Here is a 16946-nt window from a genome sequence, read left to right as displayed (position 1 = left end):
CATACCGATGAACACCCCCCTCCCCTTCACTGCCGAACCGGCCTGGCCCTCGCCCTTGCGCGAGTTCTGCCAGGCCTTCGCGCGCAACCGCGGCGCCCTCGCCGCCCTGCTGTTCCTCGCCCTACTCGTCGCCTGCGCGCTGCTGGCCTCCTGGCTCGCGCCCTTCGATCCCGCCGCCCAGCACCGCGACTTCCTGCTCACCCCGCCGGCCTGGCTGGAAGGCGGTCAAGCCCGGTTCCTGCTCGGCACCGACGAACTGGGCCGCGACCTGCTCTCCCGGCTGATCTTCGGCGCGCGCCTGTCGCTCCTGATCGGCCTGGCCTCGGTGGCGCTGTCGCTCGCGCCCGGCGTGCTGCTCGGCCTCTGCGCCGGTTTCTTCCCCCGCCTTCTGGGTCCGTCGATCATGCGCCTGATGGACATCATGCTGGCACTGCCCGCCCTGCTGCTGGCGGTGGCGGTGGTCGCCGTGCTCGGCCCGGGGCTGCTCAACACCGTGCTGGCGATCGCCATCGTCTCGCTGCCCGCCTACGTGCGCCTGACCCGCGCCGCGGTGCTCGGCGAGATCCACCGCGACTACGTCACCGCCGCGCGGCTGGCCGGCGCCGGGCGGCTGCGCCTGATGTTCGTCGCGGTGCTGCCGAACTGCCTGGCGCCCCTGATCGTCCAGGCCACCCTGGGCTTTTCCGCAGCCATCCTGGATGCCGCCGCGCTGGGTTTTCTCGGCCTCGGCGTGCAGCCGCCGACCCCCGAATGGGGCACCATGCTGGCCTCGGCGCGCGACTACATCGAGCGCGCCTGGTGGGTGGTGACCCTGCCGGGCCTCGCCATCCTCACGAGCGTGCTGGCGATCAACCTGCTGGGCGACGGCCTGCGCGACGCACTGGACCCGAAGCTGAAGAACCCGGACTGAGGAACGCGCCATGAGCCTGCTGGAAATCGACAACCTCAGCGTGCGCTACGGGCCTGCCGACGCCCCGCCGGTGGTCGACGGCCTCGACCTGCGCCTGGAGGCCGGCGAGGTGCTGGCCATCGTCGGCGAGTCCGGCTCCGGCAAGTCGCAGGCCATGCTAGCCCTGCTCGGCCTGATCGACCCGCCCGGCCAGGTCGCCGCCGGGCGCCTGCAGTTCGCCGGCCACGACCTGCTCGCCCTCGGCGAGCGCCAGCGGCGCAGGCTGCTCGGCAGGGAGCTGGCGATGGTCTTCCAGGACCCGCTGGCCGCCCTCGACCCCAGCTACCGGGTCGGCTTCCAGCTCGAGGAAGTGCTGCGCCAGCACCTCGGCCTGCGCGGTCGCGAAGCCCGCCGGCGCGCCCTGGAGCTGCTCGAGCAGGTGGAGATCCCGGCCGCCGCCAGCCGCCTGGACGCCTACCCGCACCAGCTCTCCGGCGGCATGGCCCAGCGCGTGGCCATCGCCCTGGCGATCGCCGCCGAACCGCTTCTCCTGATCGCCGACGAGCCGACCACCGCCCTCGACGTGACCATCCAAGCGCAGATCCTCGAGCTGCTGCTGAACCTGCAGCGCGAGCGCGGCATGGCCCTGCTGCTGATCAGCCACGACCTCGCCGTGGTCGCCGAATGCGCCAGCCGGGTCTGCGTGATGTACGCCGGCCAGGTGGTGGAAGTCGGCACCCTGCCCGGCCTGTTCGACGGCCCGGCCCACCCCTACACCGAGGCGCTGCTCGCCGCGCTGCCCGAGGCCGGCACCGCGCGCCGCCCGCTGCACGGCCTGCCGGGCAGCGTCCCCGGCCGCCACGACCGTCCCGTGGGCTGCCTGCTGGCGCCGCGCTGCGCCTACGTGCAGGACGACTGCCGCGCCCGCCGTCCGCCGCTGGAGGCCAAGCGGCAGAGCCAGGCGCGCTGCTATCACCCGCGCAACCAGGAGAGCCCATGAGCCCGGTGCTGATCGCCCGCGACCTGACCCGCCACTACCGCGTCTCCCGCGGCCTGTTCCGCTCAGCGGCCAGCGTCCAGGCGCTGAACGGCCTGTCCTTCGAGCTTGAGGCCGGCGAGACCCTGGCGGTGGTCGGCGAATCCGGCTGCGGCAAGTCGACCCTGGCCCGCGCCCTGACCCTGATCGAGGCGCCGACCGCCGGCTCGCTGCAGATCGCCGGGCAGGACACCGCCGGCGCCGATCACCGGCAGTTGCGCCGTGACGTGCAGATGGTCTTCCAGAACCCCTACGCCTCGCTCAACCCGCGGCGGCGGATCGGCGACCAGCTAGCCGAGCCGCTGGCCATCAACACCGCCCTCTCCGCCGCCGAACGCCGCGCCCGGGTGCTGGCGATGCTCGAACGGGTCGGTCTGCGCGCCGAGCACTATGCGCGCTATCCGCACATGTTCTCCGGCGGCCAGCGCCAGCGCATCGCCATCGCCCGGGCGATGATCCTGCACCCCAAGGTGCTGGTCGCCGACGAGCCGACCTCGGCGCTCGACGTGTCGGTGCAGGCCCAGGTGCTCAACCTGTTCCTCGAACTGCAGGAAGCGTTCGGCACCGCCTATCTGTTCATCTCCCACAACCTGGCGGTGGTCCGCCACATCGCCGACCGCCTGCTGGTGATGTACCTCGGCCGGCCCATGGAACTCGGCCCCGCCGAGCGGATCTACCGCAAACCGCTGCATCCCTACACCCAGGCGCTGCTGGCCGCCACGCCGAGCCTGCATCCCGAGCCGGGCCGCCAGCGCATCCGCCTCGCCGGCGAGCCGCCCAACCCGCTGGAGCCGCCGACCGGTTGCGTGTTCCATCCGCGCTGTCCGTATGCGACGGAGCGCTGCCGGGGGGAAGTGCCGGTGCTCAGGGAGGTGGATGGGCGGGAGGTGGCTTGTCATTATGCGGAGCGGTTCGTGTAGGGCGGGTTAGCGCAGCGTAACCCGCCGGTGTGCAGGGGGTGCCGGCCCCTTCTCCGCGGTCATGACGTCGCGCTTTCCTCGGCCCGAGCGACAGGTTTCGCCTTGTACGGCGAGTTCCTTTCTTCTTGCTTGCCCAAGAAGAAAGGAACCAAAGAAGAAGGGCACCCGACATCCGGCCCTTCACTGCGCTGCGCTCCGTTACGGGTTCCCTCGCTCCGGCACTGCTCCGGGGGCACGCCACGAAGGGACGTCCCTGTCCCTTCGTGTCTTGCTCGGCGTCCTGCCTCGCATCCCCCTCCGCAGCGCCTGCACTCGGCCTCCTGTACGGGACCGGGGAGTTGGCAGACAGTCGAGAGAAAAGCTGGAGGGCTCCGCCTCGGCTTTGACGCCCAAGCCATCAGGCAGCGCCGAACGCCCCTTTCAGGAGGCCGAGCGAAGTCGTTGCGCAAAGGGTCGAGCGGCATGGATGCCGCGAGAGCTGCGAGGGCCATGGATGGCCCTTCGTAGCGAGCCCCTGGAGCGACGACGGAGGGAGGGAACCCCGCCGCAGGCGGGGCCGGATGACAGGGGCAAGCGTTTTTGCTTACTTTTTTCGCGACTGAAAAAAGTGAGTCGCCGTGCAAGGCGAAACCTGTCGGTCCAGCCGAGGAAAGTGTCGCGCGCAAGCACGGAGGTTGGGCCGAAGAAAACCAGCGAAACGCTCAGCGCCCGAAGAACCGATAGAACTCCCGCATCTCCCCCTGCACCGCCTCCACCTTCACCCGCTCGAAGCGCACCGTCCGGTGCGCCGGACACTGCGCCAGCAACCCCAGGTCCAGCGGATGCACCCAGCCGAGGATGGGATAGCCGCCCATGCTCTGCCGGTCGGCCAGCAGCACGATCGGCTGGCCGTCCGGCGGCACCTGGATGGCCCCGGTGGTCACCCCCAGCGACCACTGCCGCGCCGGCGCCCGCAACGGCTCGCCCAGAAGGCGCGCGCCCATGCGGTCGGACTGGGGGCTCAACCGCCAGGGCTGGGCGAAGAAGCGCCGGCGCTCGGCCACGGAAAAGTCCCCGGCATCGCCGCCGAGCATCACCCGCAGGCAGGGTTCGGCCCGGTAGTCCGCCACGAAGCGCGAGGGCACGCTGGCTGCGCCGGGCAGGCTGGTCGGCGCGCAGGGCAGCAGGTCCCCGGCGCGCAGGGGCTGGCCGTCGCCGTGCAGGCCGCCGAGGCCTTCGCGGGTCTGGGTCGCCACGCTGCCGAGCAGCGTCCCGGCGCGAAAGCCCCCCGCCACCGCCAGGTAGCTGCGCTGGCCGCTGCGGGCGAAGCCCAGGCACAGGCACTGGCCGGCGCGCAGGGGAAAGCGCGACCAGTTCGGCCGCGGCGCCCCGTCCAGCGTTATATCCAACTCGGCACCGCAGAGCGCCACCCAGGTGTCGAGCCGGCTTTCCAGCTCGACGCCGCCGAGGGCGATCTCGACGAGCGGCGTGCCCCAGGGATTGTCCAGCAGACGGTTGGCCCAGGCCGCCGCCTGGACATCCAGCGGGCCGGCGGGGGACACACCGAGGTGCTGCCAGCCGAAACGGCCGGCATCCTGCAGCAGGCTGAGCGGGCCGGGGCGGAGCACCGCAAGGCCCGTCACGGCACGCCGCCTTCGGCGCGGAAGGCCGCCTCGTCGATGGCGCAGAAGCGCACCCGGTCGCCCACCGCCAGCGGACAGGGCGGCTCGGCGCGGGCGTCGAACAGGCGCCGCGGGCAGCGCCCGAGCAGGTGCCAGCCGCCCGGCGAAGCCTGCGGGTAGATCGCCGTCTGCCGCTCGGCGATGGCCAGGCTGCCGGCCGGCACCCGGGTGCGCGGACTGGCCCGGCGCGGCAGGGCCAGGCGCGCGTCCAGCTCGCCGAGATAGGCAAAACCCGGCGCGAAGCCGATGGCGCCGACCCGGTACTCGGTACCACTGTGCAGGGCGATCACCTCGGCCTCGCTCAGGGCGCAGGCACGGGCGACCTCGGCCAGGTCCTCGCCGGCGTACCAGACAGGAAGCTCATGCAGGCGCCCGAGCCGCGGGGACTCTGGCTCGGCATGCCAGTCCTCGAGCAACGGCAGCAGGCGTTTGCCGAGCTGCAGGTGATCGGTGCGCAGCAGGTCGTAGTGCAGCAACAGGGTAGTCCAGCCCGGCACCAGGTCGATGAGCAAGGGCCCCAGCTCGAGATGGATCCGGTCGGCCAGGGCGGCGATGCGCAGCGGCAGCCCGGCGTCCGGGCGCTCGGCCAGGACCAGCAGCAGGGCCTCGGCGCCGGCCGGTTCGAGACGCATCAGAGCGCGTCGAGGGCCGCGCGCAGGCGGCGCAGCACGGCCAGCGACTCGGCGTTGTCGCCGTGCACGCAGAGGCTGTCGGCGCGCAGGCGCAGCGGTTTGCCGTCGAGGTCCGGGAAGGGCGCGCCGCGGGCGATGGCCAGCGCCTGGGCGAGGATGCGCTCGGGGTCCTGGTGCACCGCCCCGCTCAGCCGGCGCGGCGCCAGGCGGCCGTCGGAGAGGTAGGCGCGGTCGGCAAAGGCCTCGAACAGCAGCGGCACCCCGGCGGCCCCGGCCAGACGCACCTCGCGGGTGTTGTCGGCCAGCGCCAGGACCATCAGCGGCAGCCCCGGGCGGAAGGCCGCGCAGGCCTCCAGCACGGCAGCGAGCAGCGCGTCGTCACGCACCAGGTCGTTGTACAGCGCGCCGTGCGGCTTGACGTAGTCGATGGCGGTGCCGGCAGCGCGGCAGAAGGCGTCCAGCGCGCCGAGCTGGTAGAGCACCTGGGCGCGCACCTCGTCGGGCGAGCAGTCCAGATGGCGACGACCGAACCCGACCAGGTCCGGGTAGGCCGGATGGGCGCCGATGCTCGCCCCGTGGCGCACCGCCAGGGCCACGCTGCGCTGCATGGTCAGGGGGTCGGCGGCGTGGAAGCCGCAGGCCAGGTTGGCCTGGTCGATCAGCGGCATGGCGAGCGCGTCGTTGCCCATTTTCCAGGCGCCGAAGCTCTCGCCCATATCGCAGTTGAGGAGGATGATGGTCTTCATGGAACTAGCTTGCGGCCTCCACCGGGCGGCCGCAAGCCCGCCTCAGAAGAGATCGCGGCGCAGGCGCTGCGCGTCGCGCAGGCGCTCGACCTCGGCGCTGCCGAGCAGCTCGATGAGCACCGCCTCGACGCCGGACGCCATGCCGCGGCTGCCGCACAGGTAGATGACCGCGCCCTCGGCCAGCCAGCCACGCAGGACATCGGCGGACTCGCGCAGGCGGTCCTGCACGTAGACCTTGCGCCCCTCGTTGGTGGAGAAGGCCAGGTCGAGACGGGCCAGCCGGCCCTCCGCCTGCCAGGCCAGCAGCTCCTCGCGGCAGAGAAAGTCGTGGGCCTCGCTGCGCTCGCCGAAGATCAGCCAGTTGCGGTTCTGCCCGCGGCGGATGCGCTCGCGCAGCAGGCCGCGCAAACCGGCGAGGCCGGCGCCGTTGCCGATCAGCAGCAGCGGCCGGTCGTCCGCCGGCAGGCGGAAGCCACTGTTGGCGCGCAGGCGCAGCGGCACGCGGGCGCCCGGCGCCAGCTCGCACAGCCAGCCGGAACACAATCCCGGCGTGCCGTCGGGGCGCCGCTGCCGGCGCACCAGCAGCTCCAGCACGCCATCTCCCTTCAGCGAGGCGACCGAGTAGCAGCGCGGCAGCGCGCCGGCCTGCGGCGGGCGGATCTCCACCAGGTCGCCGGCTTCCCAGCGCTGTCCGTCCGGGATCTGCAGGACCAGGCGCCAGACCGGCTCGGCCGGGCTGCCGGGGTTGAGGCATTCGCGGGCCAGCAGCGTCCAGTCGGTGAAGCCCTCCTCCTCCAGCGCGACCGGCGGCTCGCTGCCGGACAGCCGGCCGAGCTGCTCGCGCCAGCTTTGCAGGGCCGCGGCATCGCCGCTGTCCACCTCCACCGGGGCGAACAGCCTGCGGGCGCCCTGATCCTGCAGCCATTCGTCGAGCTGCCGGGCGAAGGCGCAGAAGCGCTGGTACTGGCGGTCGCCGAGCCCGAGCAGGGCGTACTGCAGATGGTCCAGTTCGCAGTCGCCGCCGAGCACCCGGCGCACGAAGCCGCGGGCGCTGTCCGGCGCCTCGCCGTCGCCGAAGGTGCTGACCACGAACAGCGCGCGTTCGGTGCCGCGCAGGTCGCTCGCCTCGAGCTGCGCCAGCGAGCGCACCTGCACCGCGGCGCCGCCCGCCTGCAGCTGGCCGGCGGCCTGCCAGGCCAGGCGCTCGGCGAAGCCGTTCTGGCTGGCGAAACCGACCAGCCACGGCTGGCCGCCGGTCGAGTCCGCCAGCGCCTGCTGCGCCTCGCGGGCGGCGCGGCGGCTGCGCCGACGCTCGAGGTAGAGCTGCCAGCCGGTGATGAAGAACAGCGGCATGCCCAGGCTGGCGAGCAGCATCAGCACGCGGCCGGGCTGGCCGAAGTATTCGCCGGTATGCAGCGGATAGAGGCTGGCGAGCAGGCGCTGGGGCAGGCTCTTGTCGGCATAGCGCTCGTGCTTGAGCGGTGCGCCGCTGGCGACATCGAGGCTCAGGCGGTTGATCGCCCGGGGATGGTCGGCGTCGGGCGCGACATACATGACCTGCAGCGGCTGGCCGGGCCGCTCGGGCAGCGTCAGGTTGACCTGCCGGTAGGCATCCCCCACCTCGCGGCGGAAGGCCTGGAACAGCGGATCGAGGCCGATCGCCGGCGCCGCGGGACGGACCTGCTCGCCGCCCGGCGGCGGGCCGCGGCGCCCGCCGGGACCGCCGTGCTGCGGGGCGGTTTCGCCGGCGAGGGCGAAGAGGCCCTGGCGGTACCAGTCGTAGGACCAGCTCAGGCCGGTCAGCGCGGCCAGCAGGTAGAGCAGCAGCACCCAGGTGCCGGCCACCGCATGCAGGCTCCAGAGGAACGCCCGTCCCCGGCGCGACCAGTCGAGGCTCAGCCAGGCGCGCCAGTCGCCGGCCCGCCGCGGCCAGCGCAGGTAGAGGCCGGACAGGCAGAGGAACACCAGGATCAGGGTCGAGGCGCCGGTGATCGCCTTGCCGGTGTCGCCGATGGCCAGCCAGCGGTGCACCTGCATCATGAAGCGGAAGAAGCCCAGCCCCCGCGCCGCGCCAAGCAGGTCGCCGCTGTAGGGATCGGCGTAGAGGGTCTCGCCGCGCGGACCGCCGCCGCTGACGATCACCTGGGCGGCCTCCTCCGGTGCGCTCGACAGGGTCAGCCCCAGCACCTGGCGCTGCCCCACCTGGCCGCGCAGGCGCTCGAACAGTTCGTCCGGACTCAGCGCCCGGGCGCCCGGCGGCGCCTCGACGGTCATCACCCCGGGATTGAGAAAGCGCAGCAGCTCGCCCTGGTAGGACAGGGTCGCGCCGGTCACGCCCATCACCGCCAGCACCAGCCCGGCACTGATGCCGAACAGCCAGTGCAGCTGGAAAAGGATCTTCTTCAGCACCTGATGTCACCTGATCGGTGCCGCTCTCGGCGGCACACTTGGAATCGAAACGCGGTCGCCCGCCACGCCGCACCGTCATCGCGACAGTACGCAGAGATTCTATTCGAGAATATTTTGCAACAAACCGGCTTTACCCAACTTTTACCCGTCGGCCGGCAGACACGCGAAGGCCGCCCGCAGACGGCCTTCGACGGCTTCACAACCGGATCAGAAGTGGAAGTTGGTGGCCAGCAGCACGGTACGTCCCGGCGCCACATGGGCCATGTGGGTCGGATAGATCTGGTCGAAGTAGCGCTTGTCGGTCAGGTTCTGCACGTTCAGCTGCAGGTCGAGGTTCTTGCTCACCTTCAGGTTGGCCATGGCGTCGTAGCGCCAGTAGCTGGACACCCGGGCCGTGTTGGCGGCATCGCCGTAGCGCGAGTCCACGTAGTTGGCGCCACCACCGACGCTCAGGAAGGGGAACAGCTGGTAGGTGCTCCAGAAGCTGAAGCTGTTCTCCGGGGTGCTGGGGTTCTCGTTGCCGTCGTTGGCGCCGTCGACGCGCACGACGGCCGAACTCGGGTCGATGTCCACCACGCCGCCGTTGACGATCTCGCTGTCGAGGTAGGTGTAGTTGGCGAAGACCTGCCATTCGGGGGTGATCCGGCCGTTGACGCCGATCTCGAAGCCCTTGATTTCCACCTCGCCCATGTTCTGCGTCCGGCCGTCCTCGTCGGTGACCCGCGCGTTGGACTTCTTGGTCTTGAAGATCGCCGAGTCCAGCGCCAGGCGGCCGTCGAAGAACTCCCACTTGGTGCCCAGCTCGATGTTGCGGTTGCGCTCCGGCTCGAGATCCTGGGTGGCAGTCGTCATGCTGTCGGCGCCTTCGCCGGAGGTCTCGCCGACCGGGTTGCGCGAGGTCGACCAGGCCACGTAGATGCTGCCGTTGGGCAGCGGGTTGAACACCACGCCCAGCTGATGGCTCCAGAAGTTGTTGTTGTTCTCGTACTTGAAATTGCCCGCGGTGGTGCTGTAGCCCGAGGACGTGGTTTCGAAGTCGTCGTAGCGCAGGCCGAGGTTCAGCGACCACTTGTCGTTGAACTTGAGGGTGTCGAACAGGTAGGCGGACTTGGTCTGGGTATCGGTGTCGGTGTAGGCCAGGCCGTCCTTGTAGGAGCCGGTCCAGTCGTCCTTGTAGCCGGGGTTGCCCAGGGAGGTGCAGTTGCCCGAGGACTGCGAGGCGGCGTTGCAGCTGGATGTGGTGGAGATGGCGGCGCCGCTTGCGGTGTAGAAGGCATAGGGGCGGTTGTGCACGTCCTGGTCGGTGATCTCGATGCCGCCCACCATGGTGTGCTCGATGGAGCCGGTGTTGAACTTGGCCTGGAAGTCGGTCTGGTTGACCCAGCCCTCCGAGGTGGAGTTGCGGCTCTTCGGCGAGCGCCAGACCAGGCCACGGCTGACGTTGCCCCGGGTGTCGTCCGGGTTGGTGGCGATGTAGTCGAGGGTGGTGCGCACCTGGCGGAAGGTGTTGGAGATCGTCACGTTCTCGTTGAGGTCGTGCTCGATCCGGAAGGTGCCGGAGTCGGTGCTGCTTTCCCGGTAGTCGCGGCCGCTCAGGCCGTAGAAGGCGTCCTTGTCGCCCACCGGACGGCGTTTCACGCCGATACCGGACGGGCTCAGCGGAATGCCGTAGTCCGGCATGTCGTCGGCTTCCAGGTGATAGTAGGAGAAGGTCGCGCGGGTCGGGGTGTCGAAGCCGAAGGTGATGCTCGGCGCCACGCCCCAGCGGCTGACGTCCACCCCCTCGCGGCCGGCGACGTTGGCGTCGTGCTTCATCAGGTTCAGACGGAAGCCGACCTGGTCGGTCAGCATCCGGTTGAAGTCCAGGGTCGAGCGACGGGTCTGGTCCGAACCGAAGGTCTGGCTGAGGTCGAGGAAATCGTTGCGCTTGGCGGTCTTGGTGATCATGTTGATGCTGCCGCCGGTGGAGCCGGCGCCGGTATAGGCCGAGCCGGGGCCCTTGCTCACCTCGATCTGCTCGATGTTGAAGATCTCGCGGGTCTGCGAGGCGACGTCGCGCAGGCCGTCGATGAAGGTGTCGCTCTCGGCGTTGAAGCCGCGGATGATCGGCCGGTCGCCCGCCGGATTGCCGCCCTCGCCGGCGCCGAAGGTGATGCCGGAGGTGGTGCGCAGGGCGTCGACCAGGGTCAGCGAGCCGGTGTCCTCGATGACCTGCTGGGAAATGATGGTGACCGACTTGGGCGTCTCGCGCAGCGGCGCGGTGAACTTCTTCGACGCCGACTCGACCTTGTAGTCGTCCTCGCGCTGGCCGATGACGCTATCCGCCTCCAGCGACAGAACCTCCTTCTTCTCCGCGTCCTTGCGAGCGGTTTCCTTCTGTGCCGCCTCCTCGGCACGCAACCCACCGACCGCGGTCACTGCGGTGACGACTCCCAAGGCGGAAGCCAGCACGCACGGCTTGGTGGCAGGACGCTCGTTGATACGCGACATGATTGTTTCCCCCTGACAAACGAATGGCGCGCACTCTAATCAAGAACGATTCTCGTAATCAACAGATACAAATTTACATACACGAATTATTATTTTTTTGCTTTGGCGCTCCATTTACTCGACAAATAAAAGGAAATAACATTTGAGATATATTCTCGATTAACAGGAGCCAGCCATCATGCTGCTACACATTCCCGGGGTGTTTTCCCGCGACGAGGTCCGGCGCATTCGCCAGGCACTGGAGCAGGCGCAGTGGCTCGACGGCAAGGTGACCGCCGGTTATCAGTCGGCGCGCACCAAGCACAACCTGCAACTGGCCGAGGACGACCCGCTGGCCCAGGAGATCGCCACCGCCATGCTCGAGCGCCTCTGGCAGAACCCGCAGTTCATGTCCGCCGCGCTGCCGCACAAGGTCTATCCGCCGCTGTTCAACTGCTACACCGACGGCGGCACCTTCGGCTTCCACATCGACAACGCCGTGCGCCAGGTGCGCGGCTCCGCCGAGCGGGTGCGCACCGACCTCTCCTCCACGCTGTTCTTCAGCGACCCGGACGAGTACGACGGCGGCGAGCTGGTGATCCAGGACACCTACGGCATGCAGCGGGTCAAGCTGCCGGCCGGCGACCTGGTGCTCTACCCGGCCACCAGCATCCACCAGGTCACGCCGGTCACCCGCGGGGCGCGCTACGCCTCGTTCTTCTGGACCCAGAGCCTGGTCCGCGAGGACCCCCAGCGCAGCCTGCTGTACGAGATGGACCAGGCGATCCAGAGCCTGTCGCGCGACGTGCCGGACCATCCGGCGCTGGTCCAGCTGACCGGCAACTACCACAACCTGCTGCGCCGCTGGGGCGAGGTGTGAGCGGACGACCATGAGCTTCATCCTGCACCGCAGCGAAACGCCCGACCTCGCGCAACTGGGCCGCAGCCTGGCCGAAGATCCGCGCCAGGCGGCACGCTGGACGCTCGCCGCGGCGAGCGCCGGCGAAGCGGAGGCCCAGGCCCTGCTCGGCCAGCTTCTGCTCGATGGCCTCGGCATCCAGCGCGATGCGGCGCTGGCCCGCGACTGGTTCGAGATCGCCGCCCAGCGCGGCCATGCCATGGCCAGCAACATGCTGGGCCGCTGCTGCGAACTGGGCTGGGGCGGCCCCGTCGACGAAGCGGCCGCCGCCCGGCACTACCGCACGGCGGCCGAGCGCAGCCTCGACTGGGGCATGTACAACTACGCCAACCTGCTCGCCACCGGCCGCGGGGTGGCGCGCAACGAGGAACAGGCCTTCACCTGGTACCAGCGTGCCGCCGCGCTGGGGCACGCCAAGTCGATGAACCTGGTCGGCCGCTACTACGAGGAAGGCCGGGTGGTCCGCGCCGACCCGCAGGCCGCCTTCGACTGCTACCGGCGCTCCGCCGAAGCCGGCGACTTCCGCGGCCAGTTCAGCTATGCCTCGGTGCTGATGGGCCTCGGCCGCTGGGACGAGGCTCGCCACTGGCTGCGCGAAGCCCTCGCCCTCGGCCATCCGAAATTCCTGCGCAAGGCCTGCGCCGAACTGCGGCGGGCCGCCATCGCGGAAGTCGCCGACATCGCCGAGGCCTACGCGCGGCGCTGCGCCGAGCAGGAAGCCGGCGCTCTCGCCGGCTGAAAGGCGCTCAGCGGTCCACCAGTCCCGGCCCTATATCGGCCAGGGTCCGGCAGCCGGTCAGGGCCATGGCCACCTCCAGCTCGGCGCGCAGCAGCTGCACCACATGGCAGACCCCCGGCGCGCCCGCCGCGGCCAGGCCGAAGACGTAGGGCCGCCCCACCAGCACCGCACTGGCGCCCAGGGCCAGGGCCTTGAACACGTCGGTGCCGCGGCGGATGCCGCCATCCAGCAGCAGCGGAACCCGTCCCTCGACGGCCCGGGCGATTTCCGCCAAGACCTCGATGGTCGCCGGCTGGGTGTCCAGGGTGCGCCCGCCGTGGTTGGAGACGACGATCCCGTCGATGCCCTCGGCCAGAGCGCGGCAAGCGTCCTCAGGGTGCATCACGCCCTTGACCAGCAGCGGCAGGCGGGTCAGCGAGCGCAGCCAGGCGAGATCCCGCCAGGTCGGCGCGGCGGCCAGCAGCGGGCCGCCGAACAGCGGGCTGTCGCCGATCCGGCTGGCGGCCGGCGGCAGCGTGCGCATGCCGCGCAGGTTGACCGCCTCCACGCCCGCGGGCAGCACGAAGCCGGCGCGCTGCTCGCGGTTGCGCAGGCCGTTGACCGGCGCATCCACGGTCACCACCAGCGCCTGGTAGCCGGCCGCCTCGGCGCGCCGCACCAGCTCGCGGGTGAACTCGCGGTCGGGCTGCACGTAGAGCTGGAACCACAAGGGGGTCTGCGCCTGGCGGGCGATCTCCTCCAGCGCCAGGCTGGCCTGGGTGCTGACCACCATCCCGGCGCGCACCGCCGAGGCCGCCAGCACCGTGGCCAGCTCGCCGTCCGGGTGGACCAGCTTCTGGTAGGCCACCGGCGCCAGCAGGATCGGCTGCTCGAAGCGCTGGCCGAACAGCTCCAGGCGGGTGTGCCCACCGCTCAGGTCCGGCAGCGCCCGGCTGCGCAGGCGCAGGCGCTGGAACGCCGCGCAGTTGTCGCGCAGGGTCAGCTCGTCCGCCGCGCCGCCGGCCATGTAGGCCCAGGCCTGCTCGCTCATCCGCTCGCGGGCGAAGGGCTCGTAGTCGGCGACCGCGGCGATGCTCGCGGGGATCTGCTGCAGCGTGGGCAGGGGGCTGTGCATGGCGTCTGCTCCTCGGCTATCGGGATTCGCAATGAAAAACGCCGCGACAGGCGCGGCGTTGTTTCGCTGGCAGGCGGATCTTATATGTAGAAGGCCTTCAGCGGCGGGAAGCCGTTGAACTCCACGGCGCTGTAGCTGGTGGTGTAGGCGCCGGTGGACAGCCAGTACAGGCGGTCGCCGCTGGCCAGGTTGAGCGGCAGGCCGTACTTGTAGTTCTCGTACATGATGTCGGCGCTGTCGCAGGTCGGACCGGCGATCACCACCTCCTCCATCTCGCCCTTCTTCTCGGTCCAAATCGGGTACTTGATGGCCTCGTCCATGGTCTCGATCAGCCCGGAGAACTTGCCCACGTCGGTGTACACCCAGCGCTCCACGGCGGTGCGCGACTTGCGCGAGACCAGCACCACTTCGCTGACCAGGATGCCGGCGTTGGCGATCAGCGAGCGGCCCGGCTCGAGGATAATCTCCGGCAGCTCGTCGCCGAAGTCTTCCTTGAGGAAGCGGATGATCTCCTCGGCATAGGTCTCCAGGCTGTTGGTCTTGGTGATGTAGTTGGCCGGGAAGCCGCCGCCCATGTTGATCATCTTCAGCTCGATGCCGTCCTCTTCCCTGAGGCGCTCGAAGATCACCTTGACCTTGGCGATCACCGCGTCCCAGACGTCGATGTCGCGCTGCTGCGAGCCGACGTGGAAGGACACGCCATAGGGCACCAGGCCCAGTTCGCGGGCGAGGATCAGCAGGTCCAGGGCCATGTCCGGCTGGCAGCCGAACTTGCGCGACAGCGGCCAGTCGGCGGTGGTGGAACCCTCGGAGAGGATGCGCACGTAGATCCGCGAGCCCGGCGCGGCCTTGGCGATGTTGCGCAGGTCGGCCTCGGAGTCGGTGGCGAACAGGCGCACGCCCTTCTCGTAGAAATAGCGGATGTCGCGGGACTTCTTGATGGTGTTGCCGTAGCTGATGCGCTCGGCGCCGACACCCTCGTTCAGCACCTTGTCCAGTTCGTAGATCGAGGCGATGTCGAAGTTCGAGCCCTTGTCGCGCAGCAGGCGGATGATCTCCACCGCCGGATTGGCCTTCACCGCGTAGTAGATGCGGGCGAAGGGGAAGCAGTCGCCCAGCTCGTCATAGGCGTTGGCGATGGTCTCGGTGTCGATGACGACGAAGGGGGTTTCCTGCTTGTCGGCAAAGGCCTTCATGCGCTGGAAGGTGGCGGGCGGGTAGTAGTCTTCGATCTTGATCGACATGCACGGACTCCAATGGCAAAACGCGGAAAGGATGGAAAAAGGGGTTACGCGAACGCCTGATCAGTTTCCCCACTTTGGTTCGCCTACTTCCCAAGGCATGTCGCCGAAAGCAAAAAAGGTCAACCGGGGACACGGGTTGACCTTGCTGTCTCGTCGTCAGTACTTGAGCCGGATGGATCGTTTCCAGCATGGACGTTCGGGCGCGAACTTTAGGACCATGGGGGGTCAAGATCAACCCTAAATTGCCGCTTTGCGCCCCCTCGATGGTCCAATCCGCGAACGTCCAGTATCGGCAACGAAAGCATTCAGAATCTCGAACAGCCCGGCGAGCGGAGAAACGCACGGCAGCGAGCGCCCTCTCGCGCTCGCCCCCGTTCTGACAGACCGAGATGACAGCGCGATGTTCCTGCCCGGCAAGCCGCCGGCCTGGCGTCGGCGCGGGCTGGCCGGCGTCCGGTTTCAGGTATAATTGCGCGCTTTTCCGGGCCCTTCCCGCCCGCCACCGCATCCTCCCAGGCACGAATTCATGACCACCCAGGCCGCCGAAGTCGCGAAGCGCCGTACCTTCGCCATCATCTCCCACCCCGACGCGGGCAAGACCACCATCACCGAGAAGCTGCTGCTGATGGGCCAGGCGATCGCCGTGGCCGGCACGGTGAAGTCGCGCAAGTCCGACCGCCACGCCACCTCCGACTGGATGGAGATGGAGAAGCAGCGCGGCATCTCCATCACCACCTCGGTGATGCAGTTCCCCTACCGCGAGCACATGATCAACCTGCTCGACACCCCCGGCCACGAGGACTTCTCGGAAGACACCTACCGCACCCTGACCGCGGTGGACAGCGCGCTGATGGTTCTCGACGGCGGCAAGGGCGTCGAGCCGCGGACCATCGCCCTGATGGACGTCTGCCGGCTGCGCGACACGCCGATCGTCAGCTTCATCAACAAGCTCGACCGCGACATCCGCGACCCGATCGAGCTGCTCGACGAGATCGAGGCGGTGCTGAAGATCAAGGCCGCGCCGATCACCTGGCCGATCGGTTCGTACCGCGACTTCAAGGGCGTCTATCACCTCACCGAAGACAAGATTTTTGTCTACACCCCGGGGCACGGCCACGAGCGCATCGAGACCAAGGTCATCGAGAAACTGGACTCCGACGAGGCGCGCGTCCACTTGGGCGACCTCTACGACGGCTTCGTCGAGCAGCTGGAGCTGGTCCAGGGCGCGTGCCACGCGTTCGACCGCGTGGCCTTCCTCAAGGGCGAGATGACTCCGGTGTTCTTCGGCACCGCGCTGGGCAACTTCGGCGTCGACCAGGTGCTCGACTGCATCGTCGACTGGGCGCCGCAGCCGCTGTCGCGCGCCGCCCACGAGCGGGTGGTGGAGCCGACCGAGGAGAAGTTCAGCGGCTTCGTGTTCAAGATCCAGGCGAACATGGACCCGAAACACCGCGACCGCATCGCCTTCATGCGCATCTGCTCGGGCAAGTACGAGAAGGGCATGAAAATGCGCCACGTGCGGATCAAGAAGGACCTGAAGATCGCCGACGCGCTGACCTTCTTCTCCAGCGAGCGCGAGCAGCTGGAAGAGGCGTATGCCGGCGACATCATCGGCCTGCACAACCACGGCACCATTCAGATCGGCGACACCTTCAGCGAGGGTGAGGTGCTCGGCTTCACCGGCATCCCGCACTTCGCCCCGGAGCTGTTCCGCCGCGTGCGCCTGAAGGACCCGCTGAAGTCCAAGCAGCTGCGCCAGGGCCTGCAGGAGCTGGCCGAGGAAGGCGCCACCCAGGTGTTCTTCCCCGAGCGCAGCAACGACATCATCCTCGGCGCGGTCGGCGTGCTGCAGTTCGACGTGGTGGCCAGCCGGCTGAAGGAGGAATACAAGGTCGAGTGCGCCTACGAGGCGATCAACGTCTGGTCGGCGCGCTGGATCGAGTGCGATGACAAGAAGAAGCTCGAGGACTTCAAGATCAAGGCCTTCGAGAACATCGCCATCGACGGCGGCGGCCACCTCACCTACCTGGCGCCGACCCGGGTCAACCTCAGCGTGATGGAAGAGCGCTGGCCGGAGGTGAAATTCCGAGCCACCCGCGAGCATCACTGAGCCCTCGCATTACCCGGTAAAACCGTAGGGCGGGTGAAACCCGCCAATTCCGGCTCGG

The 16946-nt window shown here is 69.3% G+C and carries 13 protein-coding genes; 6 read left to right on the top strand and 7 right to left on the bottom strand.

Features of this window, described 5'->3' with window-relative positions; genetic code table 11:
* Positions 1-7: 7 nt before the first annotated feature.
* From ACG10_RS05065 to ACG10_RS05055, 3 genes are read left to right on the top strand one after another with little or no spacing between them, the layout of a single operon-like run.
* On the top strand, positions 8-910 hold the full coding sequence (locus tag ACG10_RS05065) for an ABC transporter permease subunit (protein ID WP_089167383.1): 903 nt from the start codon (positions 8-10) through the stop codon (positions 908-910).
* Positions 911-920: 10 nt separating this feature from the next.
* Entirely contained in the window at positions 921-1889 is a 969-nt protein-coding gene (locus ACG10_RS05060) for an ABC transporter ATP-binding protein (protein ID WP_089167382.1), read from the top strand.
* Entirely contained in the window at positions 1886-2845 is a 960-nt protein-coding gene (locus ACG10_RS05055; protein ID WP_089167381.1) for a peptide ABC transporter ATP-binding protein, read from the top strand. The genes ACG10_RS05060 and ACG10_RS05055 overlap by 4 nt, the downstream gene beginning before the upstream one ends.
* A gap of 701 nt (positions 2846-3546) precedes the next feature.
* Here the strand turns inward: ACG10_RS05055 and ACG10_RS05050 are convergent.
* From ACG10_RS05050 to ACG10_RS05030, 5 genes are all read right to left on the bottom strand, one after another.
* Positions 3547-4467 carry a 5-oxoprolinase subunit C family protein gene (locus ACG10_RS05050; RefSeq protein ID WP_198319016.1) on the bottom strand — a complete coding sequence of 307 codons (921 nt, stop codon included), beginning with the start codon at positions 4465-4467 and terminating at the stop codon, positions 3547-3549.
* Entirely contained in the window at positions 4464-5141 is a 678-nt protein-coding gene (pxpB, locus tag ACG10_RS05045) for a 5-oxoprolinase subunit PxpB (protein ID WP_198319064.1), read from the bottom strand. Before pxpB ends, ACG10_RS05050 begins: the two co-directional genes overlap by 4 nt.
* Positions 5138-5884 (bottom strand): 5-oxoprolinase subunit PxpA, encoded by a 747-nt coding sequence (locus tag ACG10_RS05040; protein ID WP_089167379.1) that lies wholly within the window; start codon positions 5882-5884, stop codon positions 5138-5140. Before ACG10_RS05040 ends, pxpB begins: the two co-directional genes overlap by 4 nt.
* A 42-nt stretch (positions 5885-5926) precedes the next feature.
* Positions 5927-8293, bottom strand: coding sequence for a PepSY domain-containing protein (locus tag ACG10_RS05035; RefSeq protein WP_089167378.1), 2367 nt, complete (start codon positions 8291-8293; stop codon positions 5927-5929).
* 207 nt (positions 8294-8500) lie between these two features.
* The gene (locus ACG10_RS05030) at positions 8501-10783 is read right to left on the bottom strand and encodes a TonB-dependent receptor (protein WP_089167377.1); all 2283 of its coding nucleotides are present in this window, start codon (positions 10781-10783) and stop codon (positions 8501-8503) included.
* A gap of 178 nt (positions 10784-10961) precedes the next feature.
* On the opposite strand from ACG10_RS05030, the gene ACG10_RS05025 reads away from it, so the two are divergent.
* Positions 10962-11642, top strand: a complete 681-nt coding sequence (locus tag ACG10_RS05025; RefSeq protein ID WP_089167376.1) for a Fe2+-dependent dioxygenase — start codon at positions 10962-10964, stop codon at positions 11640-11642.
* A gap of 10 nt (positions 11643-11652) precedes the next feature.
* Positions 11653-12420, top strand: a complete 768-nt coding sequence (locus ACG10_RS05020) for a tetratricopeptide repeat protein (RefSeq protein ID WP_089167375.1) — start codon at positions 11653-11655, stop codon at positions 12418-12420.
* Between the two features lie 7 nt (positions 12421-12427).
* Here the strand turns inward: ACG10_RS05020 and ACG10_RS05015 are convergent, their stop codons facing one another.
* Positions 12428-13534: an alpha-hydroxy acid oxidase gene (locus tag ACG10_RS05015; protein ID WP_089167374.1), complete on the bottom strand. Its 1107-nt coding sequence runs from the start codon at positions 13532-13534 to the stop codon at positions 12428-12430.
* Positions 13535-13614: 80 nt separating this feature from the next.
* A complete protein-coding gene (locus ACG10_RS05010) occupies positions 13615-14778 on the bottom strand; it encodes a type III PLP-dependent enzyme (protein WP_089167373.1) in 1164 nt (387 codons plus the stop codon).
* A 526-nt stretch (positions 14779-15304) separates the two neighbouring features.
* On the opposite strand from ACG10_RS05010, the gene ACG10_RS05005 reads away from it, so the two are divergent.
* A complete protein-coding gene (locus tag ACG10_RS05005) occupies positions 15305-16888 on the top strand; it encodes a peptide chain release factor 3 (protein WP_089167372.1) in 1584 nt (527 codons plus the stop codon).
* The last annotated feature ends 58 nt before the right edge of the window (positions 16889-16946 follow it).

Source organism: Azotobacter chroococcum, from assembly GCF_002220155.1.
Taxonomy (GTDB): domain Bacteria; phylum Pseudomonadota; class Gammaproteobacteria; order Pseudomonadales; family Pseudomonadaceae; genus Azotobacter; species Azotobacter chroococcum.
The sequence above is the reverse complement of the archived record's forward strand: the minus strand, read 5'-3'. Positions and strand labels throughout refer to the sequence as shown.